This is a genomic window from Streptomyces sp. NBC_00986 (assembly GCF_045162565.1).
Taxonomy (GTDB): Bacteria; Actinomycetota; Actinomycetes; order Streptomycetales; family Streptomycetaceae; genus Streptomyces.
The window spans coordinates 1,350,718-1,368,431 of the sequence record NZ_CP108733.1; the positions used below are offsets into that span (position 1 = coordinate 1,350,718).

Sequence of the window (17,714 nt, forward strand, 5' to 3'; positions counted from 1 at the left end):
CGCCATCACCAGGCACAACGCGCCACAGCGCCTCAACCGCAAGCCCGGACGGCCGTTCCCGACGCCGTCGCCAACTCGTGCGCGGCCACGGCCCGTTGGGACAGATCCGTAACCCACGGGTCACAACCGATCGCCCGCCCTTCGCATCCCGCCGAGCGCATGACGGAACTCCGAAGACCACGCGGGCTCCAGACGGGTCGTCAGTTACTACGCCTCCGACATCGGTTCGCCCTGTCCCTCCCAAGGCCTGGCCAGTCCCACCAGTGCAACTCCCGCCGCTGCCACGGCGATCAGCATGATCACCGCCATCGGCAGGGAACTGTCCTCACCGAACACCCCCACCAGCGGCGCCGCGAGCGCGCCGAACAGGAACTGCAGGCCGCCGAGAAGGGCGGAGGCCGCGCCCGGGGCGTTACGGCCGAGAGCCTGGCCGATGCTCAGGGTGGACGGGAAGACCATGCCGATGCCACCGGCCGTGATGAACAGGGTGATCCAGGTGCCGGCGAGGGTCTCCCCCACGGTCAGCACCAGCAGCACCTGGCCCAGCGCGCCCACCGCGGCGACGGCGACCGCGCCCACCAGGAGGTTGTTCAGCCGTACCCGTCCGGCGAGTTGGGAGAAGGTCGCACCCGCGATGAGCATCGCCACGGCGTTGCTCGCGAAGATCAGGGAGTACGTCGTGGCCGATACCCCGTGCAGGTTCTCGAAGACGAAGCTGGAGCCGCTGATGTAGGCGAACAGTGCCGCCGAGATGAACGCGAGGACAAGGACGTAGCCCATGAACGTACGGCGGCCGAGCAACTCCCCCATCGCGCGGAAGGTGTTGGTGATCCCGCCGGCGTGCCGCCGCTCGGGCGGCAGGGTCTCCGGGACCTTGCGGACCACGCCGAGCAGCAACAGGCCGCCCATCACGGTCAGTACGACGAACACCGCGCGCCAGGTCGACACGGCGAGGATCGCGCCGCCGAGCACCGGTGCGGCGACCGGCGCGACGCCCATGATCTGGGAGAGGACCGCGAAGTAGCGCGGGAGTTCGGCCCCTTGGAAGCGGTCGGTCAGGACGGCGCGGGCCAGCACCATGCCGGCCGCGCCCGACACGCCCTGGAGGAATCGGGCGCCGGTGAGGACCTCGATGTCGGGCGCGAGGGCGCAGGCGACGGAGAAGACCGTGAACGCGGCCGTTCCGGACAGCAGCAGTCCCCGGCGGCCGAGGCTGTCGCTGAGCGGGCCGATCAGCAGCTGGCCGACCACGAGTCCGGCCAGGAACGCGGTCATCGTCAGCTGCACGGCCGAACTGCTCGCCCCGAGCGTGTCCCCCATCGCTGGGAATCCGGGGACGTACATGTCGGTCGCGAGCGGGGCGACCGCGGTCAGCGCGGCGAGGACGGCGACCAGGGCGACGGCTGTGCGCCGCGAGGGGTCGGTGGAGTCGGCCGGCGCGGTAACGCTCGCGGCGGCGGAACTGGAGGGGGACGGCGATACCATGACCGTAACGGTAACCGATGGTTCACCGGTTAACAATGACGGATCGGTGAAGGCCCTCGTCAGCCCGTGAAGACCCGTGAAAGCCTGCGGACCGGGTCTGCGAAGGCCTACGGAGTCCCGGTCCAGGAAGTGAGAAGACGAGCCGCATGTCACCCTCCGCCGCCGATGTCCGCGCCCAGTGGACCGAGCACAACCCCGGCCTCGACACCTCCCCCATGGAGCTGATCGGCCTGCTCAAGCACGCCACCGGGCTCCTGAACCGGGCCGTCGAGCCCCTCTACGCGGGCGCCGAGCTCACCGCCCCCGAGGTCGACATGCTGATCCCCCTACGGCACGCCACCGACCCGGTGATCGCCCGCCGCCTCGCCGAGTGGCTCGGGCTGTCCCGCGCGGGCGTCAGCAAGGCCCTGGGCAAGCTGGAGAAGCGCGGCTTCATCGCCCGCACGCCGAACCCGGCCGACCGGCGTGCCGCCCTGGTGACCATCACGCCGGCCGGGGCGAAGGCGGTGGACGACCTGTTCCCGCGCCAACTCTCCGCCGAGGTCCAGCTGTTGGCGGGGCTGGGCGAGGACCGGGAGCAGGTGCTGGGTGCGCTGGGGCGGTTGGTGGAGGTCATGGAGCGCCAAGTGGGCCGTGAGTGAAGGAACCTGACGGAACGTCACTCTCGGGGGCCCCAGCTCGGCATCACGTCGTGGCGTCCCACAGCACGTGCAGCGTCGGTGGCTTGCGGAAGACCAGGCCGTACGGGGCGGTGGGGTGGGCCGGGTCGAGACGCAGGGCGGGGAGGCGTTCGAGGAGGTACCGGAGGGCGATGCGGGTCTCCAGGCGTGCGAGGTGGGCGGCGAGACAGTAGTGCGGGCCGTGGGCGAAGGCGAGTTGGAGGCGGGCGTTCTCGCGGCGGACGTCGAAACGGTCGGGGTCGGGGAAGACGGCCGGGTCGCGGTTGGCACCGGTGAGGGAGACGGTGACGAGGTCACCCTCGCGGATCGTGGCCGGGCCGAGGACGGTGTCGCGGGTGGCGTAACGGTCCACGACGGCGGCACCGGGTTCGAGGCGCAACGACTCTTCGATCGCGCCGTCCAGCAGACTCATGTCGGCCTGGACGAGGGCGAGTTGGTCGGGGTGTCGGAGCAGATGCAGCAGCGCGTTGGTGATCATCGCCTCGGTGGTCTCGATGCCGCCGAACATCAACACGGCGGCGTTGGAGGCCACTTCGGGCAGTGTCAGCTCTCCGGCGGCGGAGCCGAGCAGTGAGGCTCCACCCCGGTCGGCGACGGTGGCTTCGACGGAGGCGCGCAGCTCCGCGTACGCCTTGGTGCCGGCGGCTCCCGCTTCGTGCCCGGCGGTGATGTCCGAAACCGCCCGCACGATCGCGTCGTACCAGGCGAGAACCGTGTCCGGGGTGGTGCCGGTCAGCCCGAGCGCCTCGGTCACGACGGCGACCGCGAGCGGGCCCGCGAAGGCGCGCCGCAGTTCACCGGCGCCGGCCGGTTGCAGCGCGGTGACGAACCGGTCGGTCTCGCTCTCGATGAACGAGGCGAAGCCGTCCCGTACCGCGCGCGGACGGAAGGGCGCGGTGAAGGGTTCACGGTGACGGGCGTGCCGCTCCCCGTCGAGCGACAGCATGCTCGGACCGACGACCTGGGCGGTGGAGAAGCGCGGGTCGTCCACGGTGAAGGTGACCGCGTCCTTCATCACGCTGAGCGCGAGCTCCCGCCGCGTGACCAGCCAGCCGCCCAACTCCGGCAGCCAGGACACGGGTTCACTCTCCCGAAGCCGCGCCAGCCGGGGGTGCGGGTCCTGGGCGAGTTCGGCGAGCGTGGTCTCGGCGCCGAGGGGGAAGCGGTCGGCGGCGGTCGTAGTCATCGCGAGCCATGACGGGGCAGGGGGTAACTGGGCATGACCGAGGCTAACAATCGAGGTGGGGGTGGGATGGCGTGGGGTGGAGGGTGCTGACGACAGAGGTGCTCGGGGTCAATGTCGGGGCCGGGCCGACCATGTTGTTCGGTGGTCCCGCGGTGGCCGGGTTGCAGCTGTGGGCGCTGGTCCGCGGTGTACGGCCGGCGAATCGGAGGCAGGCCGGTCATTTCCGGCGAGGGCAACAGATCGAATTCGCCCCGCGCGAGGCGTAGTTTGCGCCATCCTGAACGCCATGGGTCGAGGACCGATCGCTGACGCGGGTCGGATCTCAACTCCCTTTTCCTGCCTGCCTATTTATCGCGTCGATCCGAAAGGGCTCAGCCCCATGGCCACACCCCGGTCCGCCGGAAGGACGCTCGCCGAACCCGAGCGCACCGGCCGGACGACGTACGACCGCGTCCCGGCGACGGCCGAGAGGTCCGCCGGGTTCCGGATGACCGGCCACGGGCGCCCCGACCGCGCGGGGGCCGTCGACCTCGCCGTATCGCACGCACCACGCGCAAGAAAGTGGAACGCGCCGCACACGAAGAACACGCTCCCGCACCGCAACGGCATCCCCGGCGACCGCCTCAGCCGCCCCGGTCGGCCCACCCCCGTCGCCTGACCCGCGAAACGCCCCTCCGCACCCACGCCGAGGGGCCTTCGTCATGAGCCGACGACACCGGCCGAACCGCCGACGTCACCGCCGGCGGCACCCCGCACCCGACCCCACCCACACTTGAGCCACTCTTGATCACTTCATCAGACCCCGACGGACCGGCGATACCCGTGTCTCTCCAGCCCATCCCGTCCGCCCAGGTGACCCCGGCCGCGTCCTGGCGCATTCTTGCTGTGTCACCCACCCGGCGCCACAGGGACGAGGTAGAGCCCCAATGACTGGGAGTGCCGAGCGCGAGAAGGGGACGCCCGGACGGCTCGCCGAGCTGCTCATCGACGCCTCGACGGAGGCGATCGACGCGGCCGGCGGCCACTCCGGGGGCGTCTACCTGCGGTCGAGCACGCCCGGACTGCTGCGTCTCGGCGTGCTGGCGGGGCTGCCCGGGCCGCTGTTCCGGCCCTGGGGACGGCTGCACGTCGACAGCAAGTTCCCCGTCGCCGACGCGTACCGGCTCGGCGTCCACGTGGTCCTGCCGAACGCCACCGAGACCATGCGCCGGTATCCGCAGTTCGCCGCGAGCCTGCCGTTCCAGTTCGGGTCCCTGTACGTCCCCGTCATCGGCGGGTCGACGACGTACGGCGTACTCACCGTGCTGCGGCCCTCCGCCCCGGACACCACCGAGGTGCTGTCCGCCCTGGACCGGATGACCCGGCTGGCCGAGGAACTGGGCCGGGCACTCAGCGAGCTGGAGGACGAGCACAAGGACGAGGACGGTCCGTACGTCGCCTGGGACGGCGAGCCCGTGTGCGTGCGGACGGCGGCCACGCATCGCCCCGAAGGGCGCATGGCACGGTTCGTGTGGGATCCGAAGACCGCGGCCGTGACCGGGGACGGCTCCCTGCACGCCCTGCTGGGGCTGGAGCCCGCGGAGTTCCCCGGCACCGCGCAGGCGCTCGCGGACGTCGTGGCGCCCGGCGACACGTACCAGGTCATGGCCGCGTTGCGGGCCACGGCCGCCGGGAAACCCCCGCCGCTGCCCCTGCGCGTGCGGGCGGCGGACGGTTCGGCCCGGCTGCTGGACCTGTGGACGCCCGCCACCGGGCCTCTCCCGCCGGACGGCGGGTATCCGGTCAGCGGTGTCGTCGTCGACCCGGGATCCGGACCGCTCGCCGACAGCGTGGCCGATCTGCTGCCGGACGGCGTGTTCTGCCTGGACCGGCTGGGGCTGGTCACCTACGCCAATCCGCGCGCCGCCCAGCTGCTGGGCCGCCCGCGCGAGGAGCTGCTGGGGCGCCCGCTGTGGGAGGGCGTGCCCTGGCTGAACCAGATCGGCTGCGAGGACCAGCTGCGCGGCGCCCTGTTGTCGCTGGGGCCGGTGCACTTCCACGTCCGGCGCCCGGACGAGCGGGAGCAGGGGCAGGAGCCGTACGCGAGCGACTGGCTGGCGATGGCCGTCCATCCGGGCCAGGACCAGCTGACCTGCACGGTCGCTCCGTCGACCCGGGTGGCGGGGCCGCCGCTGCCGCTGGTGCCCGTGCACGCCGACGGGGACGGCGGGCCGGGGAACGGCGTCACCTCGCTCGCTCCGCTGTACCGGCCGATCGTGCTCGCCATAGCGCTGACCGAGGCGGTCACCGCCCGCCAGGTGTCCGCGGTGGTCATGAAGGAACTGCTGCCCGCGTTCGGCGGCCGGCGCCTCGCGATCTATCTGCTGCAGGAACGGCATCTGTACCTGGCCTGGGAGACCGGCTTCCCGCAGGGCTTCCTCGCCCCGTTCGACGGCGTCGGTCTCGACACCCGGCTGCCCGGCGTCGAGACCCTCACCACCGGACGCCCGCTCTTCTTCGACTCCATGCAGCAGCTGGCGGACGCCTACCCGGGCATCCCCCTCGACGCCGAGGAGGGCGCCCGCGCGTTCCTGCCGCTGATCGCGTCCGGCCGCCCGGTGGGCTCGGCCATCCTGGGCTTCGACCGGTCCCGCAGCTTCAGCGGCGAGGAGCGCGCGGTGCTCACCGCCCTCGCCGGGCTGATCGCCCACGCGATGGAGAAGGCCCAGCGCTACGACTCGGAGGCGGCCCTCGCCCGCGGCCTCCAGCAGGCCCTCCTCCCCCGCCGACTCTCCGCCCATCCGCAGGTGGAGACCGCGGGACGCTATCTGCCGGGCACCCAGGGCATGGAGGTGGGCGGCGACTGGTACGACGTCGTCGAGGCCGGTGACGGTCTGGCCCTGGTCATCGGCGACGTCCAGGGGCACGGCGTCCAGGCGGCCGCCACCATGGGTCAACTCCGCAGTGCGGTACGGGCGTTCGCGCTCGGGGACCGGCCGCCCGACGAGGTGATGAGCGGCACCAACCACCTCCTCATCGACCTCGACCCCGGGCAGTTCGCGAGCTGCTGCTACCTCCGGCTCGACCCGGCGAGCGGGCTGGTCCGCGTCGCGCGGGCCGGGCATCCGCCGCCGCTGATCCGTACCCCGGACGGCCGCACCCGCGTCTGGGACATACCCGGCGGCGTGGTCCTCGGGGTGGATCCGCACGCCCAGTACCCGGTGGCGGAGCTGCACCTGGAGCCCGACTCCATCCTGGCGCTCTACACGGACGGCCTCGTCGAGCGGCCCGGCGTCGACATCGACGACGGCATCGCCGCCCTGCGCGTCGCCCTCGCGAAGGCGGCCGGGCCCGCCGCGCGGCCGGGCGGTCGGTCCCTGGCCGGTGTCGCCGACCGGCTCACCACAGCGGCCCGGCACGCGGCCGACCGCCCCGACGACATCGCGCTGCTGCTCGCCGCCCGCCGCGCCAAACCCGGACGGCACCCGTGACCCCCCGCCGGCCACGGCCTGTCACCGCCGGTGACGCCCCTCGCCTCCTGAGGTCGGGCAGTGTAGACATGGGCACATGGTCCGCCTGACGGGTCGGCCCGGGGCCCGGTCGACCCACCGCCCCGACGGTCTGCGCGCGCAGCGCCCGTACGACCGTGCCCGTCGGGCGCCCGAACACCGGCGAGCCCCGCTGGGCGGGAGGCTGGGCGGCCGCAGTGTCGCCGGGCAGGTGTTCATGCTGCAGGTGGTGATCGTGCTGCTGCTGGTCGTGGCGGCCGTGGTGGCGCAGGTCCTCCAGGTGCGGCACGACAGCACGCAGGAGGCCCGCAACCGGTCGGTGGCCGTCGCCGAGACCTTCGCCAACGCGCCGGGCACGGTCGCGGCCCTGCGCAGCGCCGACCCCACGGCGATCCTGCAGCCGAGCGCCGAGGCCGCGCGGAAGACGTCCAAGGTCGACTTCATCGTCGTGATGAACACGGAGGGGATCCGGTACACCCACCCCAAGCCGGACCGCATCGGCAAGAAGTTCGTCGGGGACATCGCCCCCGCGCTCGCCGGGCACGTCGTCACCGAGGAGCTCACCGGCACCATCGGACCGCTGGTGCAGGCCGTGGTCCCGGTCAGGGGCCCCGGCGGCAAGGTCGTCGGTCTGGTGTCGGCCGGAGTGACGAAGGCGAACGTCGGCGGCGCCGCCGACCAGCAGCTGCCGCTCCTGCTGACCGCCGCGGGCGCGGCGCTCATCCTCGCCCTCGGCGGTACGGCCCTGGTCACCAGACGCCTCCAGCACCAGACCCATGGCCTGGGCCCGCACGAGATGACCCGGATGTACGAGCACCACGACGCGGTGCTGCACGCCGTACGGGAGGGCGTGATCATCGTCGGCGGCGAGGGTCGCCTGCTGCTCGCGAACGACGAGGCGCGCCAGCTGCTCGACCTGCCGGAGAACGCCGAGGGGCGCCTGGTCCTCGACCTCGGACTCGACGCCGACATGACCGCGCTGCTGGCCTCCGCGCGGGTCGCGACGGACGAGGTGCACCGGGTCGGCGACCGGCTGCTCGCCGTCAACCAGCGCCCCACCGATCTCAAGGGCGGCCCGGCCGGCAGCGTCACCACGCTCCGCGACTCCACGGAACTCCGCGCTCTCTCCGGCCGCGCCGAGGTCACCCGCGAACGCCTCAACATGCTCTACGACGCCGGAGTGGGCATCGGCACCAGCCTGGACGTCACCCGCACCGCCGAGGAACTCGCCGAACTGGCCGTCCCGCGCTTCGCGGACTTCGTCACGGTCGACCTCTACGACGCCGTACTCAGCGGCGAGGAACCGCAGCCCGGAACCGAGCTGCGCCGCACGGCCAACACCGGCGTCCGGGACGACGCCCCGCTCTACCCGGTCGGCAAGCAGATCCAGTTCATCGCGTCCTCCCCGCAGGCACGCAGCCTCGACACCGGCGAGGCCGTCGTCGAACCCCGGCTGAGCGACGCCCCCGGCTGGCTCACCCAGGATCCCGAACGCACCGCGCAGGTCGTCGAGTACGGCATCCACTCGCTGATCACCGTGCCGCTGCGGGCCGGTGCCCTGATCCTCGGTGTGGTCAACTTCTGGCGCTCCGACAAGCCGGAGCCCTTCGACACGGAGGAGCTGGCCCTCGCCGAGGAGCTGGTCGCCCGCGCGGCCGTGTCCATCGACAACTCCCGGCGCTACACCCGCGAACACGGCATGGCGGTGACCCTCCAGCGCAGTCTGCTGCCCCGCCGGCTGCCCGCACAGACCGCGCTCGACGTCGCCTACCGTTATCTCCCCGCGAAGTCCGGGGTCGGCGGTGACTGGTTCGACGTCCTGCCGTTGTCCGGCGCCCGGGTCGCCCTGGTCGTCGGCGATGTCGTGGGACACGGTCTGCACGCGGCGGCCACCATGGGGCGGCTGCGCACGGCGGTCCACAACTTCTCCGCGCTGGACCTCCCGCCGGACGAACTCCTGGGCCTGCTGGATGAGTTGGTGGGCCGGATCGACCAGGACGAGACGACCGAGGACAGCGTCGCCCCGGTCACCGGCGCGACCTGTCTGTACGCGATCTACGACCCGGTGACCCTGCGCTGCACCGTCGCCCGCGCCGGCCATCCGCCGCCCGCCCTCATCCGCCCGGACGGCACCGTCGAGTTCCCCGACGTCCCCGCAGGACCTCCGCTCGGCCTGGGTGGACTCCCTTTCGAGACGGCCGAGTTGGAGCTGGCCGAGGGCAGCCGGCTGGTCCTGTACACGGACGGCCTGGTCGAGGACCGGGAGCGGGACATCGACGTAGGCCTGGAGATGCTGCGCACCGCGCTCACCGACTCCGGCGACTCCCCCGAGGACACCTGCCGGGCCGTCCTCGACTCGGAGTTGTCGGTACGCCCGAGCGACGACATCGCCCTGATCGTCGCCCGCACCCGCGCGCTGGGCGCCGACCACATCGCCGAGTGGCGCGTCCCGTCCGACCCGGCGGCCGTGTCCGACATGCGCGCCTCGGTCACCCGCCAACTCACGCACTGGGGCCTGGACGAGCTGACGTTCACCACCGAACTGATCCTCAGCGAACTGGTCACCAACGCGATCCGCTACGGCAACGACCCCGTCCGCGTACGCCTGTTGCGCGACCGCACCCTCATCTGCGAGGTCTACGACGGCAGCACCACATCACCGCATCTGCGGTACGCGGCGATGACGGACGAGGGCGGCCGGGGCCTGTTCCTGGTGGCCCAGCTCTCGGAGCGCTGGGGCACCCGGTACACCCCGGCGGGCAAGGTCATCTGGGCCGAACAGGCGCTGTGATCATCCCAGTTGACGGACGGCGCCCGCACCGGCTGCCGAGCCGGTACGGGCGCCGTCATACCACTTACTCGTCGATCGCCGACCCGAAGTGCGCGCCCTTCGCCGCGCCGCCGAGGTCCGCCGCGCTGTAGAGCGAAGAACCCTCGGCGAGCAGACCGTTGGGGCCGGCCGGGAGCAACCACACATAGCCGTCACCGGAGTTCTCGCCCGGCGCGGAGGCGACCAGCTCGGAGCGGCCGTCCGCGTCCGTGTCCGCCAGCCGGACCTGGGTGCCCCAGGCGTCGTCGGCCTCGGCGGTGCCGGGGATGCCGGCGGTGTTCTGGTCGAAGGACTGGGCGCCGGTCGCGGTCACGCCGTTGCCCGAACCGCGCAACAGCCATACGGCGCCCGCGTCCTGGACCGTGCCGATGTCCTCGCCGGGCGCGCCGACGGCGATGTCCGCGTAACCGTCGCCGTTGACGTCGCCCACGGAGAGGTCGTTGCCCCAGGCGTCGCCGTGCTCCGAAGTGCCCGGTACGCCCGGGGAGTTCTGCGACCACCAGTCCGCGGGACCGGCGGTGCCCTCCGAACTGCCGTAGTAGACAGCGATCTTGCCGCCGTCGTCACCCTCGGCCTTGTCGTCGGCGCTGCTGAGCTGGCCGACCACCAGGTCGTCGTAGCCGTCGTGGTTGATGTCGCCGGACGCGGTGCCGAGGCCGCCGTTCAGGTCCTGACGGTACGTCAACTCGGTGTCGCCGCCCGCGTAGAGGGCCGACCAGCCCTGCTGGTAGTCGTCGTCGGGGCTGTAGCCCGAGACGACCAGGTCGGCAAAGCCGTTGCGGTCGTAGTCGCCGGTGGTGAGGTAGGCGGGCTGGATGCGGTGGCCGCCCGGCTTGGTGGTCGTGTTGAGCGTGCCCATCAGGTGCAGGATGTCGGTGTGGTAGGCGAAGATCTGGGCGCCGTTGTCGTCGAGGACGGCCATCTCGTCGGCGTCGGTGGCGCCGGTGAAGCGGGCCGCCGTCACGGACTGGCCGAAGCGGGCGTCCGCGGCGGGCTTGGTGGAGGTGAAGGAGGTGTTCGCCTCGGCACCCAGGCCGGCCTTGGAGCCGTAGAGGACGGTGACGCGGCCGGCGTTCTCGAGGCTGCCCTCGTCCTCGCCGGGGGCGCCGATCAGCGCGTCGTCGTAGCCGTCGCCGTTGACGTCACCGGTGGCGATGGCCTGGCCGAAGGAGTCGTAGGTCTCCGAGGTGCCGGGGACGCCGGGTGTGGACTGGCTGATGACGGCGGTGTGGCCCTTGGGGACCGTGGTGTTGGTGGCGATGCCGTTCGGGGCGCCGTACTGGACGGTGACGTAACCGGCGCCCTGCTTGCCGTCGACGGTACCGTCCGGGGCGCCGATCAGGACGTCGTCGTAGCCGTCCCCGTTGAAGTCGCTGTTGCGGTCGACGGCGCTGGTGCCGCCGGGGACGCCCGCGTAGCTGGCCGGTGCGGCGACGATGCCGGCGCCGGCCAGGAGCAGGAAGGTCGCGGACGCCACGGCGGCGGAGACCTTCTTGCGTGACACGTTCTTCATGGTGTGTTCCCCCGTGATTCATATGTGGTGCGGTCAGGGGGTTCGACACGAGACGTAGGGCGGGAGTTGTGGTGCCCCGGTGTGCTGTGACACCTCGGTGACACTTGTTGCGCGGACCGGACGTACCCGGCCGGCTCAGCCGAGCGCCTTGTCCAGGTTGAACGCGGCGCTGATCAGGGCGAGATGGGTGAACGCCTGGGGGAAGTTGCCCTGTTGCTCGCCGGTGCGGCCGATCTCCTCGGCGTACAGACCGAGATGGTTGGCGTAGGTGAGCATCTTCTCGAAGGCGAGGCGGGCCTCGTCGACGCGGCCGGCGCGGACCATGGCCTCGACGTACCAGAAGGAGCAGATCGAGAACGTGCCCTCGTCGCCGCGCAGGCCGTCGGGGCTGGCCTGCGGGTTGTAGCGGTAGACGAGGGAGTCGGAGACCAGCTCCTCGGTCAACGCGTCCAGTGTGGAGAGCCACTTGGGGTCGGTGGGCGCGATGAACTTCGCCAGCGGCATCATCAGGAGTGCGGCGTCGAGGACGTCGCTGCCCTCGTACTGGACGAAGGCCTGGCGTTTGACCGACCAGCCGCGGTCCATGATGCGGCGGTAGATGGTGTCGCGGCACTTCAGCCAGTGCGGGAGGTCGGCGGGCAGGCCGCGGCGGTTGGCGAGGCGGATCGCGCGTTCGATCGCGACCCAGCACATCAGGCGCGAGTACAGGAAGTTCTTGCGGCCGCCGCGGGTCTCCCAGACGCCCTCGTCGGGCTGGTCCCAGTTGTCGCAGACCCAGTCGACGAGGGCGCACACGTCGTCCCACTGGGAGCTGGAGATGGGCTCGGCCCACTTGTCGTAGAGGTAGATGGAGTCGATCAGAGCGCCGTAGATGTCGAGTTGGAGCTGGTCGGACGCCGCGTTGCCGACGCGGACCGGGGCGGATTTCTGGTGGCCTTCGAGGTGCGGGAGTTCGCGTTCGGTGAGTTCGGTGCGGCCGTCGATGCCGTACATGATCTGCAGCGGGCCGGAGGGGTTGCCGTCGCCGGGGCTGATGTAGCGGGTCACGAACTGCATGAACGCCTTCGCCTCGCCGGTGAAGCCGAGGCGCAGGAGCGCGTAGACGCAGAAGGCGGCGTCGCGGATCCAGACGTAGCGGTAGTCCCAGTTGCGCTCGCCGCCGAGCTGTTCGGGGAGGCTGGTGGTCGGGGCGGCGACGATCGCGCCGGTCGGGGCGTAGGTCAGCAGCTTGAGGGTGAGGGCGGAGCGGTGGACCATCTCGCGCCAGCGGCCGCGGTAGCGGGACTGGGAGATCCAGTGCCGCCAGTAGGCGACGGTCGAGGCGAACTCGTCCTCGGCCTCCTGCCGGGCGCAGGGACGGGAGGTCACCTCGCCGTCGACCTGGTCGAGGGCGAACACCTCGGACTCGCCCTCGTCGAGCTTGAAGTCGGCCCACACGTCGACGGCGTCGCACTCCAGGGGGACGGTCGCGGTCAGGGCGAGGGACCTCTCGGCGGACTCGAAGAGCGCCACGTCGCCGACCATCCGCGCCGTGTGCGGAGAGGCGCCGTAGTCAAACCTCGGGGCGACGCGGGTCCGGAACGGGACCGAGCCGCGCACGCACAGCACGCGCCGGATCAGCCGGTGCCGGGCGGACGCGTCCGACTCCCCGGTCACCGGCATGAAGTCCTGGACCTCGCCGACGCCCTCCTCGGTGTAGAACCGGGTGATCAGGACGTTGGTGTCGGGGAAGTAGAACTGCTTGGTGCGCGCGGGCACGGAGGCGGCCAGCTCGAAGGAGCCGCCGCGTTCCGCGTCCAGGATCGCGGCGAAGACGCTGGGTGCGTCGAAGGACGGGCAGCAGTACCAGTCGATCGTGCCGTTGGTCCCCACCAGCGCGACGCTCCGCAGATCACCGATCAGTCCGTGCTCGGCGATGGGCAGATATCCGGGTCCGGTGGGGGTGTCCTGGTGGGGCGGGGTCTCGACCATCGCGGCAGCCTCCCTGGTTCGGGCCCGCGCGGGCCGGTTCCCAGCTTAGGTTCAGGTTCTCGATCGGCCACTCTTCCGGATGCAGGGAGCGGCCGGGCGGGGAATCGTGGGAGTGGGACCCACGGCACTCGTACGATGCCGGTGAGCTGTCCGGTCCTGAAGGGTCCGGTCCCGAGGAGGAGGCCTCATGTCGATGTCAGAGTCCGACGCGTCCGTCCCGCCCGAGGACCGGGCCACCCCGGACGACCTGCTGCACACCCGTACCGGGACCGAGGTGGCGCCGGAGGACGTGGTGCTGGCGGCCGGCCGGGACGTGACGCCGGAGAATCTGGAGTGGGCCCGGCGGAAGATCGAGGCGGAGGGGGCTGCAGCGCTGGAGAAACTGCTTCCCTAGGCGCACCTCCAGCCATTTCGTGGGTGTCTGGTTACCCGTTCACCCTTTCGGAGAAGGCACCCCGGCTGACAGACTCCGGAGGTGCCCGACTTCGACATGCTTGTCATCGGTTCAGGACCGGGTGGCCAGAAGGCCGCCATCGCCGCGGCCAAGCTCGGCCGCCGGGTCGCCGTCGTCGACCGCCCCGACATGGTCGGTGGGGTCTCCATCCACACCGGGACCATCCCCTCCAAGACGCTGCGCGAGGCGGTGCTGTATCTCACCGGCCTCACCCAGCGCGATCTGTACGGGCAGAGCTACCGCCTGAAGGACGACATCACCGTCGGCGACCTCACCGCGCGCACGCAGCACGTGGTCAGCCGTGAAGTGGACGTCATCCGCAACCAGTTGTCCCGCAACCAGGTCTCCCTGTTCGCCGGCACGGGCCGTTTCGTCGACCCGCACACCGTCGCGCTGACCGAAATCACCGGCCACGAACGGCTGTTGACGGCCGAGAACATCATCATCGCCACCGGCACCCGCCCCGCGCGGCCGGACACCGTCGAGTTCGACGGCCGGACCATCATGGACTCGGACAACGTGCTGGACCTGCCCAAGGTCCCGCGGTCCATGGTCATCGTGGGCGCGGGCGTCATCGGGATGGAATACGCCTCGATGTTCGCCGCGCTCGGCAGCAAGATCACCGTGGTGGAGAAGCGCGCCGGGATGCTCGACTTCTGTGACCTGGAGGTCATCGAGTCGCTCAAGTACCACCTGCGGGACCTCGCCGTCACCTTCCGCTTCGGCGAGACCGTCGCAGCCGTCGAGCGGCACACCAACGGCACGCTGACCGTCCTGGAGAGCGGCAAGAAGATCCCGGCCGACGCCGTGATGTACTCCGCGGGACGGCAGGGCCTCACCGACGAACTCGACCTGGACAAGGCCGGGTTGTCCGCCGACCGGCGCGGCCGGATCGACGTCGACGAGAACTTCCGCACCGCGGTGCCGCACATCTACGCCGTCGGCGACGTCATCGGCTTCCCGGCCCTCGCGGCGACCTCGATGGAACAGGGCCGTACAGCGGCGTACCACGCCTGCGGTGAGCCGGTGCACCGGATCGACGACCGGCAGCCGATCGGCATCTACACCATCCCGGAGATCAGTTTCATCGGAAAGACCGAGGACCAACTCACCGAGGAGTGCGTGCCGTTCGAGGTCGGGATCTCCCGCTACCGCGAACTCGCGCGCGGCCAGATCATCGGCGACTCGCACGGCATGCTCAAGCTGCTGGTCTCCCCCACGGACCGCACCCTGCTCGGCGTGCACTGCTTCGGCACCGGCGCGACGGAGCTCATTCACATCGGCCAGTCGGTGATGGGCTGCGGCGGCACGGTCGACTATCTCGTCGACGCGGTCTTCAACTACCCGACGCTCGCGGAGTCTTACAAGGTCGCCGCCCTCGACGCGACGAACAAACTGCGGCAGATCGACCGACTCGGCGACTGACCGTTCACAGGAGATTACTCGCTGGTCAATCTTGAAAGGTCAAGAGGTACGGCTATCATCACACCCACACACGGTGTGACCGTCCGCCGACGCAGCGGTTCAACGGGTATCCACCACCCCCTATTTGTTGTTCCGACCGGCCACTGACCCGAGGCCACCCCATCTCCGGGTCCGGGGCCGGTTCGCGCAACCCCCCACGTCGTGCAAGACGGAAAGCAGCGCATCCATGAGCAACAACAGGGGCAGAGGGCTGCAGGCCAACGCCCTCGGTACGTTCGACACCGTGGTGATGGCCGTGGCGGGCAGCGCACCGGCGTACTCGCTGGCCGCGACCACCGCGGTCCTGGTCGGCGCGGTGGGGCTGGCCAGTCCGGCGGCGCTCCTCTACTGCGCGATACCGATGCTGGGCATCGCGCTGGCGTTCAGCTATCTCGGCCGGATCGACGTGAACGCGGGGGCCAGTTACTCCTGGGTGGGCCGCACCCTGCACCCCTTTCTCGGCTTCATCAGCGGCTGGGCCCTGGTGGTCTCCGCGACCATCTTCATGGTCGCCGGGTCGCTGCCCGCCGGGTCGATGACACTGTCCCTCTTCGACCAAGGCCTCGCGGACAACACGGCGTTGTCGACGGTGGTGGGCGCCGCGTGGTTCGTGATCATGCTGCTCGTGGTGCTCGGCGGGGCCCGGCTCACGGTCCGGGCGCAACTCCTCATGTCCGGTGTCGAGTTGAGCATCCTGGCGCTGTTCGCGGTGTTCGCCCTGGTCCACTCCGACAACGCCCGCGCCTTCGACTGGTCCTGGCTGGGCTTCAGCCACTTCGACGGGGTGTCCGGCTTCGCGTCGGGCGCGCTCATCGCCGCGTTCTACTACTGGGGCTGGGACGTCACCAGCAACCTCAGCGAGGAGACCCGCAACAGCCGTCGTACGACCGGACTCGCGGGCCTGATCGGCGTCGGCATCGTCTTCCTGCTCTTCGAGGTGTTCACCATCGCGGTGAACATCATCCTGACCTCGCGGCAGATCGAGAACAACGACGCCAACGTGCTGGCCGTGCTCGGCGACGAGCTGTGGCCGGGCTGGGGCGGCAAGTTGCTCATCGTGTCGGTGATGCTGTCGACCATAGCCACCCTGGAGACCACTCTCATCCAGGTCACGCGGTCGCTGTTCGCGATGGGCCGCGACCGTACGATGCCGGCCGCGCTGGGCAAGGTGCACCGCACCTGGAACACCCCGTGGGTCGCCATCACCGTGGTCGGCGGGGTGGCGCTGGTCATGTTCATCGCCTCCAACGCGCTCGGCTCGGTGGGCGAGATCCTCTCCGACGCGATCTCCGCGATCGGTCTGCAGATCGCCGTGTACTACGGCCTGGCGGGCCTCGCGGTGGTCGTCGCCTACCGCAAGATGCTCTTCAAGTCGGCGGCGAACTTCCTCTTCGGCGGGCTGTGGCCGCTGTTCGGCGCCCTGTTCATGTTCTGGATCTTCGTCGAGTCGCTGGGTGACCTGAGCAACGCGGCGATCGCCATCGGCATCGGCGGGCTGGCCGCAGGGCTGATCCCGATGCTCTGGTACTGGAAGCAGGGCAGCGACTACTACCGGCCTGCGCGTCTCGACGCCGCGCACACCGTCGAGACGGACTACGTCCCCGACGACTTCGTGCCCGAACAGTCCCGGGTCCATCAGGGTCTCCCGACCGACTTCTGAGGGTGCATCCGATGGCGCGAGACCGCTACACCCCCGACTTCGACCCCGACTGCGGGGACGCTCCACTCAGTTCGGCCCGCCAGGACATCGTCATCGGCCGCTGGCAGGGCCTGCGGGACCTGCTGCGGAACACCGGCGCGCACTGGCTCGGCCGGGGCCACCGGATCCGGACGCTAGCGCAGGCCTGCGCGAGCAGTTCGACGGTCGAGTCGTGGCTGGCCGCCGAGCCCCACAGCGGCGACGCGCTCACGCTGCGCGCGGCGACGGAGACGGCCCGCGCGTTCAACATCGCCATCGCCGCGGGCCGGGGCGTGCCGATCGACCGGAACCGTATCGACGCCGCCGTCATGGCCTGCCTCCAGGCCTCCGAGGCATACCCGGACGACCCCACCCCGTGGATCTCCCTGATCTCCGTGGCCCGGCTCTACCCATCAGGCGTAAGACGCCAGGAACTCGCCCGCTGGTGGGACGAGTTGCACCGGCGCGACCCCTACAGCGTCGAGGGCCATCTCCAGGTCCTCCACTACTACTCCTCCCGCTGGCACGGCAGCCACGGCCTCATGTACGACTTCGCCCGCGACGCGGCGGGCGTGGCGCCGCCCGGCTGCACCCTGCCGGTCCTGGTGCAGTACGCCCGCGTCGAGGAGTACCGCTACGCCCTCGACGCCGCGAAGGGCCACCAGGCCGCGGTGGGCCTCGGCCAGCACTGGACCCACGACGGCGCCGTCAGCGATGTCCGCCGCACCTGGCAGCGCTGGATCACCGCCCGCGAGGACGGTCCCTTCCCGCCCGGCGAACTCCGCGACCTCAACTACCTTGCCCACGCGGCCTGTTACGCGGGCACGAAGGACATCTCGACGACGGTCCTGGGGATGATGGGGCGCCGGTGTACGACGACTCCGTGGTCGTACACCGGGGACGCGGAGAAGCAGATCGTGAAGTGGCGGAAGGAGTTGGGGGTGCGGACGTGAGTGGTCTGGTTC

General features: G+C 70.9%; 12 protein-coding genes. 8 read left to right on the top strand and 4 right to left on the bottom strand.

Going from position 1 to position 17,714, the window contains the following annotated elements:
• Positions 1-207: 207 nt before the first annotated feature.
• A complete protein-coding gene (locus OG504_RS06030) occupies positions 208-1,485 on the bottom strand; it encodes a multidrug effflux MFS transporter (protein ID WP_405988774.1) in 1,278 nt (425 codons plus the stop codon).
• A 146-nt stretch (positions 1,486-1,631) separates the two neighbouring features.
• On the opposite strand from OG504_RS06030, the gene OG504_RS06035 reads away from it, so the two are divergent.
• Entirely contained in the window at positions 1,632-2,126 is a 495-nt protein-coding gene (locus tag OG504_RS06035; RefSeq protein ID WP_405988775.1) for a MarR family winged helix-turn-helix transcriptional regulator, read from the top strand.
• 43 nt (positions 2,127-2,169) lie between these two features.
• Here OG504_RS06035 and OG504_RS06040 read toward each other — a convergent pair whose 3' ends face one another.
• Entirely contained in the window at positions 2,170-3,351 is a 1,182-nt protein-coding gene (locus tag OG504_RS06040; RefSeq protein WP_405988776.1) for a cytochrome P450, read from the bottom strand.
• 379 nt (positions 3,352-3,730) lie between these two features.
• On the opposite strand from OG504_RS06040, the gene OG504_RS06045 reads away from it, so the two are divergent.
• From OG504_RS06045 to OG504_RS06055, 3 genes are all read left to right on the top strand, one after another.
• Positions 3,731-4,009 (top strand): hypothetical protein, encoded by a 279-nt coding sequence (locus OG504_RS06045; RefSeq protein ID WP_405988777.1) that lies wholly within the window; start codon positions 3,731-3,733, stop codon positions 4,007-4,009.
• Between the two features lie 268 nt (positions 4,010-4,277).
• Positions 4,278-6,821: a SpoIIE family protein phosphatase gene (locus tag OG504_RS06050; RefSeq protein ID WP_405988778.1), complete on the top strand. Its 2,544-nt coding sequence runs from the start codon at positions 4,278-4,280 to the stop codon at positions 6,819-6,821.
• Between the two features lie 76 nt (positions 6,822-6,897).
• Positions 6,898-9,630 carry a SpoIIE family protein phosphatase gene (locus OG504_RS06055; RefSeq protein ID WP_405988779.1) on the top strand — a complete coding sequence of 911 codons (2,733 nt, stop codon included), beginning with the start codon at positions 6,898-6,900 and terminating at the stop codon, positions 9,628-9,630.
• A gap of 64 nt (positions 9,631-9,694) precedes the next feature.
• Here the strand turns inward: OG504_RS06055 and OG504_RS06060 are convergent, their stop codons facing one another.
• Both OG504_RS06060 and OG504_RS06065 read right to left on the bottom strand, forming a co-directional pair.
• Positions 9,695-11,182 carry an esterase gene (locus tag OG504_RS06060; RefSeq protein WP_405988780.1) on the bottom strand — a complete coding sequence of 496 codons (1,488 nt, stop codon included), beginning with the start codon at positions 11,180-11,182 and terminating at the stop codon, positions 9,695-9,697.
• A 135-nt stretch (positions 11,183-11,317) separates the two neighbouring features.
• A complete protein-coding gene (locus OG504_RS06065) occupies positions 11,318-13,153 on the bottom strand; it encodes a glycoside hydrolase family 15 protein (RefSeq protein WP_405988781.1) in 1,836 nt (611 codons plus the stop codon).
• A gap of 187 nt (positions 13,154-13,340) precedes the next feature.
• Here OG504_RS06065 and OG504_RS06070 point away from each other — a divergent pair, with 187 nt between their 5' ends.
• From OG504_RS06070 to OG504_RS06085, 4 genes are all read left to right on the top strand, one after another.
• Positions 13,341-13,547 carry a hypothetical protein gene (locus OG504_RS06070; protein WP_405988782.1) on the top strand — a complete coding sequence of 69 codons (207 nt, stop codon included), beginning with the start codon at positions 13,341-13,343 and terminating at the stop codon, positions 13,545-13,547.
• Positions 13,548-13,628: 81 nt separating this feature from the next.
• Positions 13,629-15,032 carry a Si-specific NAD(P)(+) transhydrogenase gene (sthA, locus tag OG504_RS06075; protein WP_033280372.1) on the top strand — a complete coding sequence of 468 codons (1,404 nt, stop codon included), beginning with the start codon at positions 13,629-13,631 and terminating at the stop codon, positions 15,030-15,032.
• Positions 15,033-15,258: 226 nt separating this feature from the next.
• Complete coding sequence (locus tag OG504_RS06080) at positions 15,259-16,731, top strand: APC family permease (RefSeq protein WP_405988783.1); 1,473 nt, start codon at positions 15,259-15,261, stop codon at positions 16,729-16,731.
• Between the two features lie 11 nt (positions 16,732-16,742).
• A complete protein-coding gene (locus tag OG504_RS06085) occupies positions 16,743-17,702 on the top strand; it encodes a hypothetical protein (protein ID WP_405988784.1) in 960 nt (319 codons plus the stop codon).
• Positions 17,703-17,714: the final 12 nt, after the last annotated feature.

Bases quoted from the DNA above. Each gene is read 5' to 3' on its own strand.
- OG504_RS06085 (WP_405988784.1), top strand. From the start codon at position 16,743: ATGGCGCGAGACCGCTACACCCCCGACTTCGACCCCGACTGCGGGGAC.
- OG504_RS06070 (WP_405988782.1), top strand. From the start codon at position 13,341: ATGTCGATGTCAGAGTCCGACGCGTCCGTCCCGCCCGAGGACCGGGCC.
- OG504_RS06050 (WP_405988778.1), top strand. From the start codon at position 4,278: ATGACTGGGAGTGCCGAGCGCGAGAAGGGGACGCCCGGACGGCTCGCC.
- OG504_RS06030 (WP_405988774.1), bottom strand. From the start codon at position 1,485: ATGGTATCGCCGTCCCCCTCCAGTTCCGCCGCCGCGAGCGTTACCGCG.
- OG504_RS06060 (WP_405988780.1), bottom strand. From the start codon at position 11,182: ATGAAGAACGTGTCACGCAAGAAGGTCTCCGCCGCCGTGGCGTCCGCG.
- OG504_RS06080 (WP_405988783.1), top strand. From the start codon at position 15,259: ATGAGCAACAACAGGGGCAGAGGGCTGCAGGCCAACGCCCTCGGTACG.
- OG504_RS06065 (WP_405988781.1), bottom strand. From the start codon at position 13,153: ATGGTCGAGACCCCGCCCCACCAGGACACCCCCACCGGACCCGGATAT.
- OG504_RS06045 (WP_405988777.1), top strand. From the start codon at position 3,731: ATGGCCACACCCCGGTCCGCCGGAAGGACGCTCGCCGAACCCGAGCGC.
- OG504_RS06055 (WP_405988779.1), top strand. From the start codon at position 6,898: ATGGTCCGCCTGACGGGTCGGCCCGGGGCCCGGTCGACCCACCGCCCC.
- OG504_RS06035 (WP_405988775.1), top strand. From the start codon at position 1,632: ATGTCACCCTCCGCCGCCGATGTCCGCGCCCAGTGGACCGAGCACAAC.
- OG504_RS06040 (WP_405988776.1), bottom strand. From the start codon at position 3,351: ATGACTACGACCGCCGCCGACCGCTTCCCCCTCGGCGCCGAGACCACG.